Annotated in this window: 23 protein-coding genes; 13 read left to right on the forward strand and 10 right to left on the reverse strand. The window is 62.2% G+C overall.

Annotated elements, in window-relative coordinates; translation table 11 throughout:
• Positions 1 to 47 precede the first annotated feature (47 nt).
• From MUY21_RS00220 to MUY21_RS00250, 7 genes are all read right to left on the reverse strand, one after another.
• Positions 48 to 269: a hypothetical protein gene (locus tag MUY21_RS00220; RefSeq protein ID WP_248408417.1), complete on the reverse strand. Its 222-nt coding sequence runs from the start codon at positions 267 to 269 to the stop codon at positions 48 to 50.
• Positions 270 to 353: 84 nt separating this feature from the next.
• A complete protein-coding gene (gene scpB, locus MUY21_RS00225; protein WP_248409161.1) occupies positions 354 to 956 on the reverse strand; it encodes an SMC-Scp complex subunit ScpB in 603 nt (200 codons plus the stop codon).
• Positions 957 to 1,032: 76 nt separating this feature from the next.
• Positions 1,033 to 1,827, reverse strand: coding sequence for a ScpA family protein (locus tag MUY21_RS00230; protein WP_191284756.1), 795 nt, complete (start codon positions 1,825 to 1,827; stop codon positions 1,033 to 1,035).
• Positions 1,814 to 2,845 (reverse strand): glycoside hydrolase family 3 N-terminal domain-containing protein, encoded by a 1,032-nt coding sequence (locus MUY21_RS00235; protein ID WP_248408418.1) that lies wholly within the window; start codon positions 2,843 to 2,845, stop codon positions 1,814 to 1,816. Before MUY21_RS00235 ends, MUY21_RS00230 begins: the two co-directional genes overlap by 14 nt.
• Before the next feature lies 1 nt (position 2,846).
• The gene (locus MUY21_RS00240) at positions 2,847 to 3,809 is read right to left on the reverse strand and encodes an SPOR domain-containing protein (protein WP_248408419.1); all 963 of its coding nucleotides are present in this window, start codon (positions 3,807 to 3,809) and stop codon (positions 2,847 to 2,849) included.
• Between the two features lie 323 nt (positions 3,810 to 4,132).
• Entirely contained in the window at positions 4,133 to 5,854 is a 1,722-nt protein-coding gene (gene argS, locus MUY21_RS00245; protein ID WP_248408420.1) for an arginine--tRNA ligase, read from the reverse strand.
• Between the two features lie 139 nt (positions 5,855 to 5,993).
• Positions 5,994 to 7,136, reverse strand: coding sequence for a deoxyguanosinetriphosphate triphosphohydrolase (locus MUY21_RS00250; RefSeq protein WP_248408421.1), 1,143 nt, complete (start codon positions 7,134 to 7,136; stop codon positions 5,994 to 5,996).
• Positions 7,137 to 7,272: 136 nt separating this feature from the next.
• Between MUY21_RS00250 and MUY21_RS00255 the strand changes: the two genes are divergently transcribed.
• The 7 genes from MUY21_RS00255 to MUY21_RS00285 all read left to right on the forward strand — a co-directional run bounded on the left by MUY21_RS00255 (position 7,273) and on the right by MUY21_RS00285 (position 13,255).
• A complete protein-coding gene (locus MUY21_RS00255) occupies positions 7,273 to 7,596 on the forward strand; it encodes an iron-sulfur cluster assembly accessory protein (protein WP_191285292.1) in 324 nt (107 codons plus the stop codon).
• 41 nt (positions 7,597 to 7,637) lie between these two features.
• A complete protein-coding gene (locus tag MUY21_RS00260) occupies positions 7,638 to 8,831 on the forward strand; it encodes an NAD(P)/FAD-dependent oxidoreductase (protein ID WP_248408422.1) in 1,194 nt (397 codons plus the stop codon).
• Positions 8,832 to 8,896: 65 nt separating this feature from the next.
• On the forward strand, positions 8,897 to 9,676 hold the full coding sequence (gene xth / locus MUY21_RS00265) for an exodeoxyribonuclease III (RefSeq protein WP_248408423.1): 780 nt from the start codon (positions 8,897 to 8,899) through the stop codon (positions 9,674 to 9,676).
• A gap of 9 nt (positions 9,677 to 9,685) precedes the next feature.
• The gene (locus MUY21_RS00270) at positions 9,686 to 10,624 is read left to right on the forward strand and encodes a nucleoside hydrolase (protein ID WP_248408424.1); all 939 of its coding nucleotides are present in this window, start codon (positions 9,686 to 9,688) and stop codon (positions 10,622 to 10,624) included.
• Entirely contained in the window at positions 10,621 to 11,067 is a 447-nt protein-coding gene (locus MUY21_RS00275) for a GNAT family N-acetyltransferase (RefSeq protein WP_191284763.1), read from the forward strand. Before MUY21_RS00270 ends, MUY21_RS00275 begins: the two co-directional genes overlap by 4 nt.
• 30 nt (positions 11,068 to 11,097) lie before the next feature.
• A complete protein-coding gene (locus MUY21_RS00280; protein WP_248408425.1) occupies positions 11,098 to 12,507 on the forward strand; it encodes a protein adenylyltransferase SelO in 1,410 nt (469 codons plus the stop codon).
• Positions 12,508 to 12,550: 43 nt separating this feature from the next.
• Positions 12,551 to 13,255, forward strand: coding sequence for an endonuclease/exonuclease/phosphatase family protein (locus MUY21_RS00285; protein ID WP_229836414.1), 705 nt, complete (start codon positions 12,551 to 12,553; stop codon positions 13,253 to 13,255).
• A 19-nt stretch (positions 13,256 to 13,274) separates the two neighbouring features.
• Here MUY21_RS00285 and MUY21_RS00290 read toward each other — a convergent pair whose 3' ends face one another.
• The gene (locus MUY21_RS00290; RefSeq protein ID WP_248408426.1) at positions 13,275 to 13,961 is read right to left on the reverse strand and encodes a TetR/AcrR family transcriptional regulator; all 687 of its coding nucleotides are present in this window, start codon (positions 13,959 to 13,961) and stop codon (positions 13,275 to 13,277) included.
• A 248-nt stretch (positions 13,962 to 14,209) separates the two neighbouring features.
• Here MUY21_RS00290 and MUY21_RS00295 point away from each other — a divergent pair, with 248 nt between their 5' ends.
• The 3 genes from MUY21_RS00295 to eno all read left to right on the forward strand — a co-directional run bounded on the left by MUY21_RS00295 (position 14,210) and on the right by eno (position 16,985).
• Positions 14,210 to 14,638: a Fur family transcriptional regulator gene (locus tag MUY21_RS00295; RefSeq protein WP_248408427.1), complete on the forward strand. Its 429-nt coding sequence runs from the start codon at positions 14,210 to 14,212 to the stop codon at positions 14,636 to 14,638.
• A gap of 116 nt (positions 14,639 to 14,754) precedes the next feature.
• Positions 14,755 to 15,627: a DMT family transporter gene (locus MUY21_RS00300; protein ID WP_248408428.1), complete on the forward strand. Its 873-nt coding sequence runs from the start codon at positions 14,755 to 14,757 to the stop codon at positions 15,625 to 15,627.
• Between the two features lie 83 nt (positions 15,628 to 15,710).
• Entirely contained in the window at positions 15,711 to 16,985 is a 1,275-nt protein-coding gene (gene eno, locus MUY21_RS00305; protein WP_248408429.1) for a phosphopyruvate hydratase, read from the forward strand.
• A gap of 74 nt (positions 16,986 to 17,059) precedes the next feature.
• On the opposite strand, the gene MUY21_RS00310 is transcribed toward eno, so the two are convergent.
• Positions 17,060 to 17,392 carry a GYD domain-containing protein gene (locus MUY21_RS00310; RefSeq protein ID WP_248408430.1) on the reverse strand — a complete coding sequence of 111 codons (333 nt, stop codon included), beginning with the start codon at positions 17,390 to 17,392 and terminating at the stop codon, positions 17,060 to 17,062.
• Positions 17,393 to 17,536: 144 nt separating this feature from the next.
• On the opposite strand from MUY21_RS00310, the gene MUY21_RS00315 reads away from it, so the two are divergent.
• Positions 17,537 to 17,962: a cupin domain-containing protein gene (locus tag MUY21_RS00315; protein WP_248408431.1), complete on the forward strand. Its 426-nt coding sequence runs from the start codon at positions 17,537 to 17,539 to the stop codon at positions 17,960 to 17,962.
• Between the two features lie 5 nt (positions 17,963 to 17,967).
• Here the strand turns inward: MUY21_RS00315 and MUY21_RS00320 are convergent, their stop codons facing one another.
• On the reverse strand, positions 17,968 to 19,329 hold the full coding sequence (locus tag MUY21_RS00320; RefSeq protein ID WP_248408432.1) for a divergent polysaccharide deacetylase family protein: 1,362 nt from the start codon (positions 19,327 to 19,329) through the stop codon (positions 17,968 to 17,970).
• 130 nt (positions 19,330 to 19,459) lie between these two features.
• On the opposite strand from MUY21_RS00320, the gene MUY21_RS00325 reads away from it, so the two are divergent.
• On the forward strand, positions 19,460 to 20,056 hold the full coding sequence (locus MUY21_RS00325; protein WP_248408433.1) for an aminodeoxychorismate/anthranilate synthase component II: 597 nt from the start codon (positions 19,460 to 19,462) through the stop codon (positions 20,054 to 20,056).
• Positions 20,053 to 21,069, forward strand: a complete 1,017-nt coding sequence (trpD, locus tag MUY21_RS00330; RefSeq protein ID WP_248408434.1) for an anthranilate phosphoribosyltransferase — start codon at positions 20,053 to 20,055, stop codon at positions 21,067 to 21,069. The genes MUY21_RS00325 and trpD overlap by 4 nt, the downstream gene beginning before the upstream one ends.
• Positions 21,070 to 21,093 lie beyond the last annotated feature (24 nt).

Here is a 21,093-nt window from a genome sequence, read left to right on the forward strand (position 1 = left end):
CTCCGTCGCGTCGAAGGTCGCAACAGTGCCGGGCCAACCGCCCCCGGTCAAAACAGCTTTCGCGTTACACGGCGTGCCTTGCGGGCGCGTTTTGCCATATCCTTGCCCTGCCGCGACTGGCTGTCGGCGCGGGCGCGTTCTTCATTGGTCATCTCATCGCGTGACTTGCCACGGCGCGAGGCCATGTCGATTCCCGCATCCACGCCCTTGTTGACCAAACGGCGCGTCACCTGGCGAACGATCATATTGATGATCTGGTTAAGGTTCATATCAACTCTCCTGCCCTTTCGGCGGATAGTAACCGCAGTTTCGGGCAAATTCACGGCGGTTTTCCAACCTGACGGCAGATATCCCTAGTCTTCAAACAACTCGGACTGACCTTCGGGGCTTTCGTCCTCGTCTTCGGTCTCGGGGCCGGGCATGGCGCCGGGCGGGGGGCGGCTTTCCAACAGGCCTGCCGACCGCAACTCCTTCAACCCCGGCAGATCGCGGGCGCTTTCCAATCCGAAATGATCCAGAAACTCCGACGTCACAACAAAAGTCACCGGACGGCCCGGTGTCATTCGGCGGCGCCCAAAGCGGATCCATTCCATCTCGATCAACTGGTCAATGGTGCCACGGCTGACAGAGACACCGCGAATCTCCTCGATCTCGGCGCGGGTGACAGGCTGATGATAGGCGATGATGGCCAGAGTCTCGATCGCGGCGCGCGACAGTTTGCGGGTCTCGACCGTTTCTTTCTGCATCAGATAGCCCAGATCAGCCGCCGTCCGAATAGCCCACGCGTCCCCCACCTTGACCACCGACACCCCACGTCCTTCATACCGCTTGCGCAGATAAACCAACGCCTCGGCGGCGTCCGAACCGTGCGGCATCCGCCCCTCAAGCTCTTTCACCGTCACCGGCTCGGCGGACGCAAACAGAATGGCTTCGACCATGCGTTCCTGTTCGCCCATGGGCGGCGCTTCGAACAGGCTGTCATTGTCCCGTTTGTCGTCAAGGTCCTGGGCAACAGCTTTGTCGCGCGTCACATCATCCGTCATTCGGTTTCCTGCGGATTTGGATGGGGGCGAAAATCTCGCCCTGTCTCAGTTCGATTGCCCCGCGCTTGGCCAGTTCCAGCGTGGCGGCAAAATTGGCCGCTGTCGCAGAGCGCCGCCGCACCGGATCCGTTTCCCAGCCTTCGGGAAGATACGAGGTCAGGTCGGTCCAGTCGCCCGCATATCCGATCAAGCCACGCATCCGGTCCAGCGCCTGTTCCATCGTCATCACCGCATCGCGATCCATGACAAAGGGGCGAAACTCATCCTTGGTGCGGATACGGGCATAGCCCTGCATCAGGTCCAGAAGATTGGCGGTATAGGTCACGCGGCGCACCCGCGTCACGTCCTCGGGAATGCCGCGGGCAAAGAAATCGCGCCCCAACTGATCGCGCGCCATCAGCTTTGCGGCCACATCGCGCATCGCCTGCAAACGCTCAAGCTGGAACGCCAGATGCGCGGCCAGTTCTTCGCCGGATGGGCCGTCTTCGGTCGGATCGGGCGGCAGCAACAGGCGGGACTTCAGAAACGCGAGCCACGCGGCCATCACCAGATAATCCGCTGCCAGTTCGATGCGCAGATGCCGTGCTTTTTCGACAAAGCCCAGATACTGTTCGGCCAGTTCCAGGACCGAGATCTTGCGCAGGTCGACCTTCTGCGTGCGGCTGAGCGTCAGAAGCAGGTCAAGCGGACCCTCGAACCCCTCGACATCGACGATCAGCGCCTCGGCCGCCAGACGCGCCGACACCGACATCGCGTCGCTTTCAAATTCCTCAGTCTCGCTCATCCGCAGCCCGTTCAGACCCCTGACCTGTCATCAGGCTCTGAAACTCTGCGTCAAGCGCGGAAATGTCAACAGGATCGGGCGCGCGCCGCCAGTCCAGCGCAGTATTGGCGCGATCCAGGGCTTGCTCTTTCAACGGCCCCGCGGCCTCGGCCACCTCTTCCATCTGCTCCAGCACGCCATTGCAATGCAGGACCATGTCGCATCCGGCCTGAAGCGATCGCCGCGCCCTGAGAGTCAACGGACCCTCCAGCGCCTGCATCGACAAATCGTCCGTCATCAGAAGCCCGCCGAACCCGATCTGCTCGCGGATCAGCGTGATGATGGCCGGGCTTTGTGTCGCCGGGTGGTCGGGGTCGATATCGTCATAGACAACATGCGCCGTCATCCCAAGCGGCAGACCGGCCAGAGGCTCGAACGCCATGAAATCGGTGCGACCCAGTTCCTTGGCCTTGGTTTTGACGCGGGGCAACTCCTTGTGACTGTCCAGATTGGCGCGGCCCTGACCGGGAATGTGCTTGACCACCGGCAATACGCCCCCTTCCAGCAGCGCCTGTGCCACCATGCCCGCCCGTTCCGCCACGCGCACCACGTCTTCGCCATAGCAGCGATTGCGCAGGATGGGATGCGTGTCGGCATTGGCAATATCCGCCACCGGGGCGCAGTTGCCGTCGATGCCAACCGCCAAAAGCTCGTCCGCGATCAGGCGATAGCGCAGATAGAGTGTGCGCAGCGCATCGCGCCGGTTCAATGCCACCTGATCCAAGGCGGGCAACCATTCGCGCCAATGCGGCCCCGCCATGCGCGCCACCCGCCCGCCTTCCTGATCTATGAAGATGGGCACGTCACGCCCGACCGCGCCGCGCAGTTCAGCCGTCAGCGCCCGAAGCTGATCGGGGTTGTCCACGTTGCGGGCAAACAGGATGTAACCCCAGGGCTGGACGCGTTCGAAAAAATCGCGCTCAGAGGGCAGAAGCTGCGTCCCTTCGCACCCGAAGATATACGCGCCCTGCCCTTGCATGTCAGCGGTTCACGACCGGAATACATGCCGCCTTGGACGCCATCAGAACCGAACAGAACCGGCGCGCATCGGCCAGATCCTCGAACCCGACAGCGCGCAGGCGATAGAAGGTCTTGCCGCCCGACTGTGCTTTCTGAACGACGCGCGACTTGTCGGTGAAATACTCGTCGAACCGGGCCACCAGACGGTCCCATTCGGCGCGGGCCACGTCTTCGCTGTCAAAGGCGCCCAGTTGGACCAGCCGCGTGCCCGCTGAGATCTGGTCAGGGGCCACTTCCTGCGCGACCTGGGCCGGAGCCGGCGGTGCTGCGACAACACGGGTCGTCAGGTCTGCCGGACGGACCAAGGGGCGCGGCGACTGGCGGACACCGGGGACCGATGCCGGGATGATTTTCACGGCAGTCACGTCCGGCGCATCGGCGGTGGCGGTATCCAACGCGGCCAGCACCGTGTCTTCAGACCCCGCGTCTGAAAGCGGTGCAGCATCGGCTGCGATCTGTTCTGCAATGGCAAGGGCTGCGGCCACTGGGTCAACCTGCCCGGGCGCACGATCCGGCAGGATGGCTGCGGCCTCGTGTAGCGGCAGTTCCGCGCCCGGCGCCGTGTCCGCGCGCGTTGCGACCTCGGTCGCCATATCCTCGTCCGCAAGGTCCTCAGGAGCAGGGGCCAACACCAATCGGTCGGCGGGGGCCGCGGCTTGACCTTCGGATTGAACATTGTTCACGGCAAAGCCCTGATGCGCGGCGGATTGGCCGCCGGGGTTGTCCGGCTGCACACGCATCGGCCCTTCCAGCGCGCGCACCACCGGAATGCCGGTCACATCGCGCACCGCCAGCTTGTATCCCCAAACACCCAACCCGACGATCAGCGCCAGCGACAGCGCTGCACCGGCATAATTGAACATTGTGCTGAACCCGCCTTGGCCAGAGCTGGGCAAAGGCGCGTCTTCGGTCATGTCCGCCATCGGAGCATCATAAAGACAATGCTGGCCGTCATATGCAGCCGAAGGGGCTTGCAGAGGGTGCGCATCCCGCGGCTGTGGTCCACCATGCGCCGGATGCACATACTGCGGCGAGGGCGCGACCAAAGGCGGCTCGGTCCGATGCGCGGACTGATACCCGTGATCATACTGATTGCTGAACGTCGCCTGCCGGGCCCCGGGACCCCAATGTGCTTCTGCCATAATGCCTCACCTCCGGTTGCGGACGCGTCGGCCATTGATGGCTCTTTCTGCGTCCCGGTCCGGTTACTGCGTCAACCTCTTGCCCGCCGAAGCTGCCCTTGTGATCAGCGCATTTCCTCGGCAGGAGTGACGCCCAAAATACCCAAGCCTGACGAAATGACAACGGCTACGGCACGCGGCAGGGCGATTTTCGCCGCTGATGAGTCATTCTTGCCATCCTGAAGAAAGCGCAATTCCGGCTTGTCATTGCCCCGGTTCCACAGCGCGTGGAAGTCCGAGGCCAGTTCATACAGATAAAACGCGATGCGATGCGGCTCATGCGTGCGCGCCGCGATCTCGACCATGCGCGGCCATTCGGCCAGTTTCTTGGCCACCGCGATCTCGGCCTCGTCCTCGATCTTGGGCGTATCGGTCAGGGTGATCCCCTGATCCGCGGCCTTGCGCAAAACCGAACGCACCCGGGCATGGGCGTATTGCACATAGAACACCGGGTTGTCGCGGCTCTGCTCCAACACCTTGTCGAAATCGAAATCCAGGGGCGCGTCGTTCTTCCGTGTCAGCATGACAAACCGGGTCACGTCCGGCCCCACCTGCTCGACGACATCGCGCAGGGTCACAAAGGTGCCCGCCCGTTTCGACATCTTGAACGGTTCGCCTTTCTTGTAGAGTTTCACAAGTTGCGTCAGCTTGATATCCAACGGCACACGCCCATCCGACAGCGCCGACACCGCCGCCTTCATCCGCTTGACATAGCCACCATGATCGGCGCCGAACACGTCGATCAGCGCGTCAAACCCACGTTCGATCTTGTCGAAATGATAGGCGATGTCGGGCGCAAAATAGGTCCAGCTGCCGTCCGATTTCTTCACCGGGCGGTCCACATCGTCGCCATGGTCGGTGGACTTGAACAAGGTCTGCTCGCGCGGTTCCCAATCTTCTGGCTTTTTCCCCTTGGGTGGCTCCAGCACACCCTCATAGATCAGACCCTTGTCTTCCAGCAATGCCAACGCAGCTTCAATCCGACCCGTGCCATAGAGCGATTTTTCCGAGAAGAAGACATCCATCTTCACACCCAGCATCGCCAAATCCTCGCGGATCAGGTCCAGCATCTTCCCTGTCGCAAACTCACGAATTTCAGCCAGCCAGAACTGTTCGCCCTTGCCGACATAGGCATCGCCCACCTTGTCCTTCAGCGCCTGCCCGACAGGCACCAGATAATCGCCGGGATAGGTGCCGTCCTCGAACGCCACGTCCTGCCCATGCGCCTCCAGATAGCGCAGGTAAACCGAACGGGCCAACACATCGACCTGCGCCCCGCCATCGTTGATATAATATTCACGCGTCACCTGGTGACCGGCATAGTCCAGCAGGCTGGCCAACGCATCGCCAAACACCGCGCCGCGCGTGTGGCCCACATGCAAAGGCCCGGTGGGGTTCGCCGAGACATATTCCACATTGACCCTCTGCCCCGCCCCCATCGACGACCGGCCATATCTGTCATCGCTTAAAATGCCCTCGACCAGACCCGCCCAGACGGACGCATCCAGCCGCAGGTTCAAAAACCCCGGCCCGGCTACCTCGGCCACGTCAATCCGATCATCGGTGGCCAGCTTGCCCGCCAACATCTCGGCAATGTCGCGCGGCTTCATCTTCGCGGGGTTCGCCAGAACCATCGCCGCATTGGTGGCCATATCCCCATGGGCCGCATCGCGCGGCGGCTCGACCGCCACGTTGTCAAAGCTCAGCCCCTCGGGCAATGCACCCTCGGCCACCATCGCGTTCAGCGCGTCGATCACAAGGCTGCGAATATCGGCAAACAGGTTCATGGATATGGTCCTTTTCTCTCAGGCGCACTCCTAGCACCCCCGCCCCAAAGGTCAAGCAACCCGATGCGCGAAACAGCCCGTTTCTTCTGGCCCGAAATATCCCGGGGGTGAGGGGCAACGCCCCGAGGGGGCAGGCCCCCTACCCGCCCAACTCCAGCCGTTTGTGTTCCTGCAAGGCGAAACGATCCGTCATTCCCGCGATATAATCCGCCACCAAACGCGCCAGGCGACGGTCACTGGTGGCCGCTTCGATCTCGGCCCGCCATTCACCCGGCAGGTCGGACGGGACAGCGCGGTAATGGGCAAACAGATCTTCCACCACCCGGGTCACACGCGCGCGCATCGCAACCACCGATGGGGCGCGGTACATCCGGGTGAACAAAAATTCTCGAATAACCTTCAGATCCGCCCACAGCGCGGGCGAGAACCGGATGACCGCGTGATCCAGCGCGCGCACATCCTCGACCGATTGCGGCGCCGCATCCGCCAACAACGCTTGCGAGGTGGTCAGCACATCTTCGACCATCACGCCAAACACCCGGCGCAACGCCTCGTGCCGGCGCCGCCCCGCATCCAGACCGGGATAGGTCGCGTCCACCTCGGCAATCGCTGGGCCAATGATGGGCAATTCGGCGATCTCGTCCATGTCAAACAGCCCCGCCCGCAAGCCGTCATGCAGGTCGTGGTTGTTGTACGCGATATCATCGGCCAACGCGGCGGCCTGTGCTTCGGCGCTTGCATGGGTGTGCAGCTCCAGATCGTGGCGCGCGTTATATTCCGCCAGCGCGGGCGGCAGGTCGCCCACCACGGGTCCGTTATGTTTCGCAATGCCTTCAAGGGTTTCCCAGGTCAGGTTCAACCCGTCCCATTCAGCATAGTGCCGTTCCAGCGAGGTCACGATCTTCAACGCCTGCGCGTTGTGGTCGAACCCGCCAAAGGGGGCCATCAACGCGTCCAGCGCGTCCTCGCCCGTATGGCCGAACGGCGTATGGCCCAGGTCATGAGCCAGCGCGACGGCTTCGGTCAGGTGACTGTTCAGCCCCAATGCCCCCGCGATGGTGCGCGCCACCTGCGCCACCTCGATCGAGTGGGTCAGTCGCGTGCGGAAATAATCGCCTTCGTGCTCCACAAACACCTGCGTCTTGTGTTTCAGACGGCGAAAGGCCGATGAATGAATGATCCGGTCGCGATCCCGCTGAAACGGCTCGCGAAACGCGCTTTCGTCCTCGCGATAAAGCCGACCCCGGCTGCCACCGGGATGGGTTGCGTAATTGGCGAGCATACCTGCCCCTTTCTGCCTGTCACCGCAGATGTGCCCGGTTGTCCCGACCAAGGCACACCGTCCGGGCGTCTTGTCGCGCCCGCATGGCCCCCCTATATTCCGTTATGCGCGAACTTGAAATGGAATTCCAATGGACCTGACTCTGCCCCCCACCGTTACAGACCGGGCCTTCGCCCGCCTGGCCGAGATTGGCGCTGGTGCCCAAGGCAAGGCCCTGCGCGTTGCCGTCGAAGGCGGCGGCTGTTCAGGGTTTCAATATGACATCTCGCTGGATGACCCGGCCGAGGGCGATCTGGTGCTGGAAGGGTCCGGCGAACAGGTGGTGGTCGACGAGGTGTCGCTGCCATTCCTGGCCAACGCGACCATAGATTTCAGCGAAGAGCTGATCGGCGCGCGGTTCATAGTGAATAACCCGAACGCGTCGGCGTCCTGCGGGTGTGGCACGTCCTTTTCGATGTAATCCCCCTTTTCTTGTCCCACCCAACCGGCTAGGTGCAGCCCATGCACACGGACTGGGACACTATCATCATTGGCGCGGGCGCGGCGGGCCTCTTCTGCGCGCCCTTCGCGGCTGCGCATGGCAAACGCGTTATGGTCATCGACCACGCGGCAAAACCCGGCGAGAAAATCCGCATCTCCGGCGGTGGGCGCTGTAATTTCACCAATATGCATACCGAGCCTGCGAATTTCACCGGCCAGAACCCGCATTTCCACAAATCCGCGCTGGCGCGATACACCCAATGGGATTTCATCGAGATGATCGAGCGCGCGGGGATCGCGTGGCACGAGAAAACGCTGGGGCAGTTGTTTTGTGACGGCAAGTCGACGCAAATCATCGACCTGCTGGTGCAAAACCTGAAGGACGCCGGGGCCGAGTTGCGTTTGTCGACCACCGTTCAGGCGGTCGATCGAACAGACACGGGCTTTGCCTTGCACACCGCTGCGGGCGTGTTGACGTGCAAAAACATTGTCCTTGCCACCGGCGGCAAGTCGATCCCGAAGATGGGCGCGACCGGTCTTGCCTATGACATCGCCCGCCAGTTCGGGCACGAGGTCATCGACCCCCGCCCCGCCCTTGTGCCACTGACCTTCCCCGAAGGCCGTTTTGCGGCCCTGTCCGGCGTGTCCCTGCCCGTTCGCGTCTGGACAGACCGTGCGCGTTTTGACGAGGCGATGCTGTTCACCCATCGTGGGCTTTCCGGACCTGCAATTCTGCAAATCTCGTCCTTCTGGCGCGAGGGCGAGGTGATCCATGTCGACCTCACTGCCGGGCACGACCTGTTCACCACGCTCCGCGATCAACGGCAGGCCGAGGGGCGGCGGCAGCTTTCGACCGAGCTTGCGCGCCACCTGCCAGCGCGGTTGGTCGAATTTCTGACAACCGAATGGGCAGACCGGTTCGACCTGTCCGGGCGTCTTGCTGACCAGTCAGATACGGCGTTGCGCGCCTTGACCGATCACCTGTCCGACTGGACGCTGACGCCCGCCGGGTCCGAGGGCTACCGCACCGCCGAAGTCACGCTTGGCGGCATCGCCACCGACGGGATCGACAGCAAGTCGATGATGTCGAAAACGGTCCCCGGCCTTTACTTCATCGGCGAATGCGTGGACGTGACAGGCTGGCTGGGCGGGTTCAATTTCCAATGGGCGTGGTCCAGTGCCCACGCCGCCGGGCAGCATATCGCCGAAAGCTAAAACCCTTCGCTTGCACCCCCGCCCGTTTGCGCCCACATTGGCCGCCACGAACAGAAGGGGGTCCCATGAAAATCGCCAGTTTCAATATCAACGGCATCAAGGCGCGTTTGCCTGCGCTGATGGACTGGCTGGACGAGGCCCAGCCCGACGTGGCGATCTTGCAGGAAATCAAGTCGATTGACGAGAACTTCCCCCGTGAAGCCTTTGAAGACAAAGGATTTAACGTCGTAACCCATGGGCAGAAAAGTTTCAACGGTGTGGCCCTTCTGTCCAAACTGCCGCTGGAGGATGTGACCCGCGGCCTGCCCGGTGACGACGAAGACGAACAGGCCCGTTATATCGAGGCGACCGTGGTGGGCGATCACGCCGTGCGCATCTGTGGACTTTACCTGCCCAACGGCAACCCGGTGCCGGGTCCGAAATACGATTATAAACTGGCATGGATGGACCGCCTGCGCGCACGCGCCGCAGACCTGCTGGCCACTGAAGAAGCGTTCCTGATGGCGGGCGATTACAACATCATTCCCCAACCCGAGGACGCCGCCCACCCCGAGAGCTGGATTGACGATGCGCTCTTCCGTCCCGAAAGCCGCGAGGCATGGCGCAAGATCACCAACCTTGGCCTGACCGAGGCCTTCCGCGCCCGCAATCAGGCCCCCGAACACTATACCTTCTGGGATTTCCAGCGCGGCGCGTGGCAGCGCAATGACGGCATTCGCATCGACCATTTCCTGCTGTCGCCGGAATGTGCCGATCTTCTGACCGACTGCCAGATTGACAAGGATGTGCGCGGGCGCGAGAAGCCTTCGGACCATGTCCCGATCTGGGTTGAGCTGGCGGCATAAGGACATGACATGACAAGAAAAATCATCATCGACACCGATCCCGGGCAGGACGACGCGGTTGCCATGCTTCTGGCCTTCGCCAGCCCTGAGGAGGTCGACGTTGTGGGCATCACTGCCGTTGCCGGCAACGTGCCACTGGAGCTGACGGCCAAGAATGCGCGGATCATCTGCGAATTGGCGGGCAAGCCCGACACCAAGGTTTTTGCCGGCTGCGACCGTCCCCTGCGCCGCGATTTGGTCACGGCGGAATATGTGCATGGCAAGACCGGATTGAACGGACCGGTTCTGCCCGACCCCACAATGCCGCTGCAAGACCAGCACGCGGTTGATTTCATCATCGACACGCTGCGCGCCCATGATCCCGGCACCGTCACGCTCTGCCCGCTGGGGCCGCTCACCAACATCGCCACCGCCTTTGAACGTGCGCCGGATATTGTCGAGCGCGTGCAGGAAATCGTCCTGATGGGTGGCGCCTATTTCGAGGTGGGCAATGTCACCCCGGCGGCCGAGTTCAACATCTATGTCGACCCGCAAGCCGCTGATATTGTGTTCAGATCAGGCGTCCCTCTGGTGGTGATGCCGCTGGATGTGACCCACAAGGCGCTGGTGACGAAAGCCCGCAATGAAGCGTTCCGCGCCCTGCCCGGTGAGGTGGGCCACGCGGTCGCCGAGATGACGGATTTCTTCGAACGGTTCGACAAGGAAAAATATGGCTCGGACGGCGCGCCTTTGCATGACCCGACCGTGATCGCCTATCTGATCCAGCCTGATCTGTTCCGCGGGCGGCATATCAACGTCCAGATCGAGACACAGTCCGAGCTGACCATGGGCATGACCGTCGCCGATTGGTGGGGCGTCACCGACCACCCGCCCAATGCTCTGTTTGTCGGGGACGTGGACAGCGACGCCTTCTTCGCCCTTCTGACCGAAAGGATTGCCCGGTTATGAGCAGCCTTCGTCTTGCCACCCCTGACGATCTTGACCGCCTGACGACCCTTGTCGCCGGCTTTCACGCGGAAAACGGGATCGAACAGGACGACGCCACCCGGCGAGGTGCCCTTCAGCCGCTGCTGGATGGCTCGCCCCACGGGGCGATCTGGATGATCGGGCCGCGCACCGCGCCCGTCGGCTATATCGCGGTCAGCTTTGGTTGGTCGATCGAGTTCGGCGGGCTGGACGCCTTTCTGGACGAGATTTTCGTGCGCGAACGCGTCCGCAGTCGTGGCATGGGCAGCGAGGCATTGGCGTCGCTGGTCCGTGCGCTGGCCGATCAGGGTGTGGGAGCGATGCATCTTGAAGTTGGCGCCGACCAAGATCGCACGCGCCGCCTGTATGAACGCATCGGCTTTCGGTCCCGCAATCGCTATCACTTGATGACGCGGGTGATGTAGCGGGCGAGAAACTCTGATAGGGTCCGGGTCATGCGCGACATCTTTGACAATTCCTATGCCCGCCTGCCCGACAGGTTCTATACCAAACTGCCGCCCGTTCCGGTGGCTGATCCGCAGGTGTTGCGGGTCAATGACGCCCTTGCGCTCGAGCTTGGGCTGGACCCCGCAACCCTGACCGCCGAGGTTCTGACTGGCAACACGCTTTTGCCCGGCTCGGACCCGCTGGCGCAGGTCTATGCGGGGCACCAGTTCGGCGGATGGGTGCCGCGTCTGGGCGACGGACGCGCGATTTTGCTGGGCGAGGTCACGGGTGATTTCGGGCGGCGGGACATTCAGTTGAAAGGCTCGGGGATCACGCCTTACAGCCGCAATGGCGACGGGCGGGCGTGGGTCGGGCCAGTGATGCGCGAATATATCGTGTCCGAGGCGATGCACGCCCTTGGCATCCCCACCACCCGCGCTCTTGGGGCGGCTCTGACTGGCGAAGGGGTACAGCGCGAACGGCGTTATCCCGGTGCGGTGCTGATGCGGGTGGCGTCCAGCCATATCCGCGTGGGCACCTTCCAGTACTTTGCCGCACGGGGTGACACGGCGGGGCTGCGCCTGTTGTTGGATCACGCCATCACCCGACACTATCCAGACGCCGACGGTCCGATGACATTTCTGGCCGGAGTGGTGGCCGCTCAGGCGCGGCTGGTGGCGCAATGGATGAGCATCGGCTTCATTCACGGCGTAATGAACACCGACAACATGGCGGTGTCGGGTGAAACCATCGACTATGGTCCCTGCGCGTTCATGGATGCCTATCATCCCGGGACGGTCTTTTCATCCATCGACCAACAGGGGCGCTATGCGTTTCAGGCGCAGCCGAACATGGCGGTGTGGAATCTGGCACAACTGGCAACCGCGCTTCTGCCCCTGATGGATGGCGACCCGAACCACGCCGCCGAGAAAGCGACGCAGGTGCTGGAAGGGTTTGCCGACCATTTCAGCCCCGAATGGATGCGCCTGTTCCGTGCCAAGATCGGCCTGATCACCCAAGAAGACGGCGACGAGGCGCTGATCACCGGGCTGTTGGCGCGCATGGCCAGTTCGCAAGCCGACTTCACCGCGACTTTCACGGCGCTGACTGCGGGCGATGCAAGCGGCCACATCACAGATGAGGGTGCGTGGGACAGTTGGGCGCCCGACTGGACCGCCCGTCTGGAGCGCGAACCGGGCGACCCGAGGGCAGTGATGCGCGCGGCCAACCCCGTTCTGATCCCGCGCAATCACCGGATCGAACAGGCCATTCAGGCCGGGATCGGCGGGGATTATGCCCCCTTCCACCGGCTGGTCGATGCGCTGGCGCGGCCCTTTGATCCGCGAGCGGAAGATCTTGACCTTGCCACCCCGCCAAAGCCGGAAGAACGCGTTTCGCGCACCTTCTGCGGAACCTGAAGCGGCTCTGTCGCTGGAAATTCCGCACAGCGTTGACTAGTTTATGAACATGAATGCCGACGACCTGAATCTTAAACTGGTCACCTACAACATGCGCAAGGCGATCGGCCTTGACCGGCGGCGCGATCCGCATCGCATTCTGGACGTGATCAACCACCTTGATGCCGATGTCGTCGTCTTGCAAGAGGCCGACCGCCGCCTTGGTCCGCGCCCCGCAGCCTTGCCCCGCCATTTGCTGGAAGACGAAACCGATTTCGTCGCCGTGCCCTATGATCGCAAGGGCATATCGCTGGGCAGTCACGGCAACGCGATCCTTGTGCGCAAGGGGCTGACCTTCCATCACGCAGAGCAGTTGGAATTGCCGGGGCTGGAGCCGCGCGGCGCGGTCTCGGTCGAGATCGAGGGCCGCCTGAAACTGGTTGGCACCCATCTGGGCCTCCTGCGACCCTATCGCCATCAGCAGATGCGCCAGCTTGCGCAGAAGCTTGCCATTACCCCCCTTCCAACAATGATCATGGGTGATTTCAACGAATGGTCACCGAAACGCGGGTTCGAACCGTTGGAGCATAACTTCGACATCATCTCGCCCGGTCGATCCTTTCACGCCTCGCGCCCGATGGCCGGGCTGGACCGTCTGGCGCTGAGCAAAGGGGTCGAGTTGCGCGACGCTGGCGTCGAGCAGTCGCCGCTGGCAAAAGTGGCGTCCGACCATTTGCCGGTCTGGGCCAAGGTCCGCATCAAAGAGTGATGTGTCACCCCGGCCTGCATCAGGAGGCGTCGGGTCCTACGGGACTGCGCGCCGTCTGATTGGGGCCGACCACCGCCCCCAGGATCAGCTTGGCCGCCGGGCGGAAATTTCGGGCATATTCGTTGATCGCGAAGGCCTCGCGCATGTCATCGGGCAGGCCATCGGGGTCACGATCTGCGGTCAGGTCGAACTGCGCCGCACCTTGCATGACATTCATCAGGGTCCGTGCCACCAGCATGGCCTGCTCGGCATTCAGATGAAGCCGTTTGGCAAGCTGGATTGCAACGCGTTCGAAATTTGCCAACATGCGGCGCTTTGCGGCAAACAGCGCCTCGTCGGCCACATTTGCCTCGATCACCGCGACAAGGCGGGCAAACAGGGGCAGAAACAAAGGCGTTTCTTGCGACAGGCGGGTCAGGAAATCGGCCAGATCCACGGGGTCCATGTCCCGTTCGGGTTCGGCTTCGAAGCGGTTCACAAGGTTTTCCAACGCCTCGCCGAACAACATCAGGAACAGCTCTTCCTTCGACCGCACATACAGATACAACGTTCCCTTGGCGAGTTTGGCGCGTCCGGCCAGCGCGCTCATCGTCACGCCGTCAAATCCAACGTCTTCGATAAGGGCACGTGCGGCGGCCAGTATCTCGGCCTGCCGCTGCAGTTTCTGATCCTCGGACCGTGCTCGTTTCCCCGATCGTGTCGTCAAGAATGCCCGCCAGTGTTGCCTGTCGCGGGTCGCGCCCACGCTGTCGAACGACTATCGGACGATCTTGCCGTGGTTGGCAAGACAGAGATAGCGAAAACATGGTCCGCCGCCCCGCCACATCTGGCAAATGGGCATGGCAGTGCTGTCCCCCGCAGGTGCAACAGGGTTCGGGTCAGGCCCAACTGAGCATTCCCCCCGCGCGGATTTCACGGCATAAGGGGGCAGGCAGATCGAGTATCGGAGGCATAATGTCCGACCCATCCATTCTGAAACGGTGCGAGGAACTGGGGCTGCGCATGACCGGACAGCGCCGGGTGATCGCGCAAATCCTGGAAGAGGCCCATCGCGACCATCCCGATGTCGAAGAGTTGCATGCCCGCGCCGTTGGTCTGGACAGCCGCATTTCACTGGCGACGGTCTATCGAACCGTCAAGCTGTTTGAAGAGGCCGGGATCCTTGTCAAAAACGAATTTGGCGACGGGCGCGCGCGGTATGAAAGCGCGGACCGGGACCATCACGACCACCTGATCGACCTGACTTCAGGGCAGGTGATCGAATTTCTGGACCCCGAGATCGAAGCCCTGCAGGAAAAGATCGCGGCCAAGCTGGGCTACGAGTTGAAAGGCCATCGGCTGGAGCTTTACGGCGTCCGCAAGAAGGACAAGAAAGACACGTGACAGGCGCAACCGATCACGCCCGCTGATCGGCTCCATCACCGATCACATCTTGTCTTGGCGCGGAAAACCGGGTCTTGTCGCCGGGTTGTTTTTCTCAGACCGCGAAACGTCACCCGATGCAGAACTTGCGTGGAATTCTTCTGATCATCTTTGCCATGGCAGCTTTTGCCCTGGAGGATGTGTTCATCAAGTCGATGACGCAGGGCATGCCGGCGTCACAGACTTTGTTTCTGCTGGGCGTGGGCGGTTCGGTGGCCTTTGCCATCATCACCTATGTGCAACGCGGCACGCTGGCTCCGCTCGTGCATCGGGACATGCGGTCGCGGATCATGCTGTGGCGCAACGCCTCGGAAGCCGTGTCGGCCATGTTCTTCGTCACCGCCCTGTCCCTTGTTCCCCTGTCGACCGTGCTGGCCGTCTTTCAGGCCATGCCGCTGGCCACCACAGCGGGGGCGGCCCTGTTTCTCGGTGAACAGGTCGGCTGGCGACGGTGGAGCGCCATCGGCATCGGCTTTCTGGGTGTTCTTCTGATCATCCGACCGGGTGCCGAGGGCTTCCAACTGGCCGCCCTTCTGCCCATCGCAGCAGTATTCGGGATCGCGCTGCGCGACCTTCTGACCCGTCAGCTTGACCCGACGATCCCCTCGACCAGCGTGGCGTTCTATGCGTTCCTGATCTGTATTCCGGCGGGGGCGCTGATGATCCCGGTCAGCGGCGGCTTTGTCGTTCCCGAGCCTGTCGGGTGGCTCTTGATGCTGGGAGCGACGGTCTTCGGTGTCTCGGGGTATTACGCCATCGTCAGCGCCCTGCGGGTGGCCGAAACCTCGATTATCATGCCGTTTCGGTACACGCGCCTGATCTTCTCGATCATGCTGGGGATCATCGTGTTCGGCGAAGACCCCGACAATCTGACCTATCTGGGCGCCATGATTGTGATCGGCACCGGGATATATACGTTCCTGCGCGAACAACGGATCCGTGCGCGCTAACATTTTTCAATTCTGTTGTCGTGACGCCTGCAACACGCTAAAGACGCCTCAACTGAAGTTTTCTTCTTATTGGGAGCGCTAACATGAGCACCATCGTCGATATCTTTGCCCGCGAGATTCTGGACAGCCGGGGCAACCCAACCGTTGAGGTGGATGTGATCCTTGACGATGGCACGCTGGGCCGTGCGGCTGTGCCGTCCGGTGCCTCGACCGGCGCGCATGAAGCGGTTGAAAAGCGTGATGGGGATAAATCCCGCTATATGGGCAAGGGCGTCCTGCAAGCGGTCGAAGCCGTGAATGGCGAGATTGCCGACGCGCTGGTCGGGTTCGATGCCACCGAACAGGAAGCCATCGACGCCGCGATGATCGAACTGGATGGCACGCCGAACAAGGCCCGCCTTGGGGCCAATGCCATTCTTGGCGTGTCATTGGCTGTCGCGAAAGCCGCCGCGGATGCTTCTGCCCTGCCCCTTTATCGCTATGTGGGCGGCGCGTCCGCCCGCATGCTGCCTGTGCCGATGATGAACATCATCAACGGCGGCGAACATGCCGACAACCCGATCGACATTCAGGAATTCATGATCATGCCCGTTGCGGCGGAGAACATCCGTGAAGCCGTGCGCATGGGATCGGAAGTGTTCCACACCCTGAAAAAAGAGCTGTCAGCCGCTGGCCTGTCAACGGGTATCGGCGACGAAGGCGGCTTTGCCCCCAACATCGGATCAACCCGTGATGCGCTCGACTTCATCATGAGTTCGATCAAGAAAGCGGGCTATACACCTGGCGAAGACATCTATCTGGCGCTCGATTGTGCGGCGACCGAATACTACAAAGACGGCAAATATGTCTTCTCGGGCGAAGGCAAATCGCTGACCAGCGAAGAGAACGCGCAATATTTGAAAGCACTCTGCGACGATTATCCGATCATCTCGATCGAAGATGGCATGTCGGAAGATGACTGGGACGGCTGGGTCGCACTGACCGAGTTGCTGGGCGACAAGATCCAGCTTGTGGGCGACGATCTTTTCGTGACCAATCCCGCGCGTCTGGCCGAAGGGATCGCCAAGGGCGCAGCCAACTCGATGCTGGTCAAGGTGAACCAGATCGGCACCTTGTCCGAGACCCTGAAAGCCGTCGACATGGCCCACCGCGCGCGCATGTCCAACGTGATGAGCCACCGCTCGGGCGAAACCGAGGACGCGACCATCGCCGACCTCGCCGTCGCCACGAATTGCGGCCAGATCAAGACCGGCTCGCTGGCGCGGTCGGACCGGCTGGCGAAATACAACCAGCTCATCCGGATCGAGGAAATGCTGGGCGTGACGGCAGAATATGCCGGGCGGTCGATTTTGAAGTGATCCATCGCTGACAACACGATGAAAAGGCCGGGGCAACATCCCGGCCTTTCTTTTTCAACATCAAGAAACGCGGATCAACTTCCCACAGGCTTGTAGGATTTCTGGCCCGCCTTGGCTTTCTCCATTGCGGACACCGCCTCTTTGCTGGTCATGAGCTTGGTCGTTGCACCGCCAGCCATGGTTCCCGAAGCGCCGACCACAAGGGCGCAGGCCGCCATCACCTCATCATCCGGGGCTTCGATCAGCGCCATCACATCGTCTTCGCCAAAGCAGAAGAACAGGTGGTGTAACGTCCCACCCATCGCCGAAATCATCTCTCCCGCCACCGCCTCGCGATCTTCGGGTTTATCGACAAGCGCGCGCAGGGAATCCGTGCTGTATTGACCTTTGAACAAATAAAACGACATTTGGAGTTCCTTCCAGTTTTTGGAAGGTTTCATGCCGCGAACACCCGCCCCATCGTGCAGTGTGGTGGCCGAAGCCTATCACGATTGCAAAGACAAGTCATCTTGGCGCAGGCCCACATGCCCCAATTGAAAGCAGATCCAGACATGACCCCAGACCAGATCATCACCCACCTGAACCTCAGCCCACATCCCGAGGGCGGGCATTATCGGCAGACATGGGTCGACACCGACGCCAAGGGTCGGCCCTCGGGCACCTGCATCTATTTCCTTTTGAAAAACGGCGAGCAGAGCCATTGGCACCGGGTCGATGCGACCGAGATCTGGCTTTTTCACGCAGGTGCGCCGCTGGTCCTGTCGATGGCGGCGACCGACGCGGGACCGGCACAGGATCATCTGCTTGGCCCGGACCTCGCCGCCGGTCAGTCGCCTCAGTTGATCGTTCCGAAAGACAACTGGCAGGCTGCGCGCTCGACCGGGGCTTATACGCTGGTCAGTTGCACCGTGTCACCGGGGTTTCAGTTCGACGGATTTACCCTAGCGCCTGATGGGTTCGACATTCCACGCGACTGACCGGTTTATCCCCCCAGCAACAGTGCCGAAACCGGAGCCATCGCGACGGTTTTCGCCCGGTTCCCCAGGCTCCATTCGATCAGGGCTTGCAATGTCTCGGCCCGGGCGTGTCCCAGCAGGATCACCCCGCTGTCCTGCCCGGCCTTGAAGGCTGCGTTGTCAAGGAAACGGCGCATGACCTGGCTGTCCTGCCCGTCCCCGTCCAGTTCGCGGAACACGGTGCCTGCGGCAACGCCGGTTTTCAGCGCCGTCTTGTGACCGGTGTTCAGCCCCTGCGGCTCGGACACCAGACCATGTCCGCTGGCAACCAGAATCTCGGCGATCTGCGCGGCCAGCTGGCTGTTGCCCTGAAAGCCGCTTTCTTCAGCCATGAAGATCGCGACGGCCTGATTCAGAAGCGGGGCCTGAGCCTGAAAGATCACTTCGGCATCCTTGGGGGTGGCGTTGGCGGGCAGCGAGGGCACGATCAGCACCTCGGCCCCGGTGCTGCGATAGAAGGCGACCGCCTGCTCGGCGTCGGGCGCGCTGGCTTCGACGATGAAACTGACCGGAAAGGGCAGATTGTTCAGGTCGCCCAGAGATTGGCGCGTTCTACCCAGATCCATCAGAACGACCGACATCAACGGCCGCCCTTCGGGATTGGAAAAGGCGGCGGCGTTCTGGTCGATGGCAAGCATGAACTGGTCGGTCAGCACCGCCCCCGCTTCCGCCGGGGCCTGATTTTCGTCTGCGGGCTGTTCGATGGTAGGCAGGCGGTTGGTCGTCACCCCATCGGCCTGATCGTCAAACGGCGCAACAGGGTCGCTTTTGATTTGCGGCGTGTTGGCCAGTTCGGGAATGGATTGCGGCAGCTTCGGGGCTGCGGCCTCGTCCGCCTGAATGTTTTCGGCATCTGTACGGGCCGCATCGTCACCGGTGGCATCCGGGTTCGTCTCTGCGCTGTCCTGCACGGCAGGTTCCGGCGCGGCGTCCGGTGCAGGCGCGGGCGGCGCGTCGGTTTCCAGCGGTGCCTCGTCTGCCGGCACGGCAGGTTCCGGCGGCGGCGCGGGCGCGTCGGCCACAGGCACGTCAGTGTCGGGCGCAACGTCCGCGATGTCCATTTCTGCCGGGCTGTCTGGCGCGCTGATTGCATCGGGCGGTGTGTCGTTGGCCTCTGGCGCGGCGGCTTGCGCGTCCCCGGCCTCTGATGATGCTCCTGATGCATCATCGGGCGTGGTGGGCGCATCGGGCGCGGGGGCGTCCTGATCCACAGGTGGCGGGTCAACCCGCCCCGGTTGCACTGGCGCCAGTTGCAGCGACACAACCCCAAGCCCCAGAACGGACACGACCGTTCCGGCCAAAACACCTGACACAAAGCCTTTTGCCATGGCTTTCTCTCCCCGAAACCTCATCTTTGCCTGTGCCGCTCTTGACCGTCGGCACCTGCGTGGATCATGTATAGCCCGACAATCGCGGGACGTAACCCCCGCTGAGACATTCCTGGCGAAAGGCCGCATCATGATCCTGCTGATCGACAATTATGACAGCTTTACCTACAACCTCGTCCACTATTTCGGTGAATTGGGCGCCGATGTGGTGGTGCGCCGCAACGATGCGTTGAATGTGCAAGAGGCCATGGGCATGGGTGCGGCCGGGATCGTGCTGTCCCCCGGCCCCTGCGATCCGGCACAGGCCGGGATCTGTCTGCCCCTGACATTGGCTGCCGCCGAAGCGGGTGTGCCGCTATTTGGCGTCTGTCTTGGTCATCAGGCCATTGGCGAAGCATTTGGGGGCAAGGTCGTGCGCGCGCCTGAAATCGTACACGGTAAAATGGGCGAGATCGTGCATCACGGCAAAGGCGTGTTCGATGGCCTGCCCTCGCCGCTGCTGGCCACGCGGTATCATTCGCTGGTGGTGGATCGCGACACCCTGCCCGACTGTCTTGAGATCACCGCCGAACTGGACAACGGGCTGATCATGGGCCTGCGCCACAAAGAGCTTGAGGTCGAAGGCGTGCAGTTCCACCCCGAAAGCATCCGGTCCGAACACGGTCACGCGATGCTGCAAAACTTCCTGAACAGAACAGGCATGAATACCGGGGGGGTGGCCGCATGAGCGATGCAATGAAACCGCTGATCTATGCCGCGACCGAGGGACCGTTGTCGCGTGCACAGGCCGAAGCTGCCTTCGAAGAACTGTTTGAAGGCCGTGCCACCCCGGCCCAGATCGGCGCATTGCTGGCGGCGATGCGGGCGCGCGGTGAAAGCGTCTCGGAATATGCGGCCGCCGCTGCCGTGATGCGCGCCAAATGCGCCAAGGTGTCCGCGCCTGATGGCGCGATGGACATTGTCGGCACGGGGGGCGACGGGATGGGCACGCTGAACATCTCGACCGCGACGGCCTTTGTCGTGGCGGGCGCGGGTGTGACCGTCGCCAAGCATGGCAACCGCAACCTGTCATCGAAATCCGGCGCAGCGGATGCGCTGACCGAAATGGGCGTGAACGTGATGGTCGGGGCAGATGTGGCCGAACGCGCGATCAACGAGGTCGGGATCGGCTTCATGATGGCTCCCATGCACCACCCGGCGATGAAACACGTCATGCCGGTGCGTCAGGAAATGGGGTGCAAGACGATCTTCAACATTCTTGGCCCGCTGACCAATCCGGCAGGGGCCAGGCGTCAGTTGACCGGCGCGTTTGCGTCCGACCTGATCTTCCCGATGGCGGAAACCTTGCAATCTTTGGGGTCGGAAAAGGCGTGGCTGGTGCACGGGGCGGACGGGATGGACGAAATCTCGATCACCGGAGTGACCTCCGTGGCAGCCTTGGAGAACGGCAAGATATATGCGCGCGAAATTCACCCCGAAGATGCGGGCCTGCCCGTGCATCGGCTCGCGTCGATCCTTGGGGGCGAGCCTGCCGAAAACGCTGCGGCCTTCCGCGCGCTTCTTGCGGGCGAGGCATCGGCCTATCGCGACGCAGTGCTTCTGAACGCAGCGGCGGCGCTGGTGATTGCGGACAAGGCGACAAACCTGAAGGAAGGCGTCGGACTGGCCGCCGAAAGCATCGACAGTGGGGCTGCAAAAGCGAAGATCGACGCCTTGGCCGCACTGACTTCGTCGGCATAGCTTGCCCCTGCCCCCACAAGGAAT

The organism is Aliiroseovarius sp. S2029 (assembly GCF_023195575.1).
In the GTDB taxonomy this organism is placed as follows: domain Bacteria; phylum Pseudomonadota; class Alphaproteobacteria; order Rhodobacterales; family Rhodobacteraceae; genus Aliiroseovarius; species Aliiroseovarius zhejiangensis.

Coding starts and splice junctions, on each gene's coding strand:
- MUY21_RS00220 (WP_248408417.1), bottom strand. CDS start 269: ATGAACCTTAACCAGATCATCAATATGATCGTTCGCCAGGTGACGCGC.
- scpB (WP_248409161.1), bottom strand. CDS start 956: ATGGGCGAACAGGAACGCATGGTCGAAGCCATTCTGTTTGCGTCCGCC.
- MUY21_RS00230 (WP_191284756.1), bottom strand. CDS start 1,827: ATGAGCGAGACTGAGGAATTTGAAAGCGACGCGATGTCGGTGTCGGCG.
- MUY21_RS00235 (WP_248408418.1), bottom strand. CDS start 2,845: ATGCAAGGGCAGGGCGCGTATATCTTCGGGTGCGAAGGGACGCAGCTT.
- MUY21_RS00240 (WP_248408419.1), bottom strand. CDS start 3,809: ATGGCGGACATGACCGAAGACGCGCCTTTGCCCAGCTCTGGCCAAGGC.
- argS (WP_248408420.1), bottom strand. CDS start 5,854: ATGAACCTGTTTGCCGATATTCGCAGCCTTGTGATCGACGCGCTGAAC.
- MUY21_RS00250 (WP_248408421.1), bottom strand. CDS start 7,136: ATGCTCGCCAATTACGCAACCCATCCCGGTGGCAGCCGGGGTCGGCTT.
- MUY21_RS00260 (WP_248408422.1), top strand. CDS start 7,638: ATGCACACGGACTGGGACACTATCATCATTGGCGCGGGCGCGGCGGGC.
- xth (WP_248408423.1), top strand. CDS start 8,897: ATGAAAATCGCCAGTTTCAATATCAACGGCATCAAGGCGCGTTTGCCT.
- MUY21_RS00270 (WP_248408424.1), top strand. CDS start 9,686: ATGACAAGAAAAATCATCATCGACACCGATCCCGGGCAGGACGACGCG.
- MUY21_RS00275 (WP_191284763.1), top strand. CDS start 10,621: ATGAGCAGCCTTCGTCTTGCCACCCCTGACGATCTTGACCGCCTGACG.
- MUY21_RS00280 (WP_248408425.1), top strand. CDS start 11,098: ATGCGCGACATCTTTGACAATTCCTATGCCCGCCTGCCCGACAGGTTC.
- MUY21_RS00285 (WP_229836414.1), top strand. CDS start 12,551: ATGAACATGAATGCCGACGACCTGAATCTTAAACTGGTCACCTACAAC.
- MUY21_RS00295 (WP_248408427.1), top strand. CDS start 14,210: ATGTCCGACCCATCCATTCTGAAACGGTGCGAGGAACTGGGGCTGCGC.
- MUY21_RS00300 (WP_248408428.1), top strand. CDS start 14,755: ATGCAGAACTTGCGTGGAATTCTTCTGATCATCTTTGCCATGGCAGCT.
- eno (WP_248408429.1), top strand. CDS start 15,711: ATGAGCACCATCGTCGATATCTTTGCCCGCGAGATTCTGGACAGCCGG.
- MUY21_RS00310 (WP_248408430.1), bottom strand. CDS start 17,392: ATGTCGTTTTATTTGTTCAAAGGTCAATACAGCACGGATTCCCTGCGC.
- MUY21_RS00315 (WP_248408431.1), top strand. CDS start 17,537: ATGACCCCAGACCAGATCATCACCCACCTGAACCTCAGCCCACATCCC.
- MUY21_RS00320 (WP_248408432.1), bottom strand. CDS start 19,329: ATGGCAAAAGGCTTTGTGTCAGGTGTTTTGGCCGGAACGGTCGTGTCC.
- MUY21_RS00325 (WP_248408433.1), top strand. CDS start 19,460: ATGATCCTGCTGATCGACAATTATGACAGCTTTACCTACAACCTCGTC.
- trpD (WP_248408434.1), top strand. CDS start 20,053: ATGAGCGATGCAATGAAACCGCTGATCTATGCCGCGACCGAGGGACCG.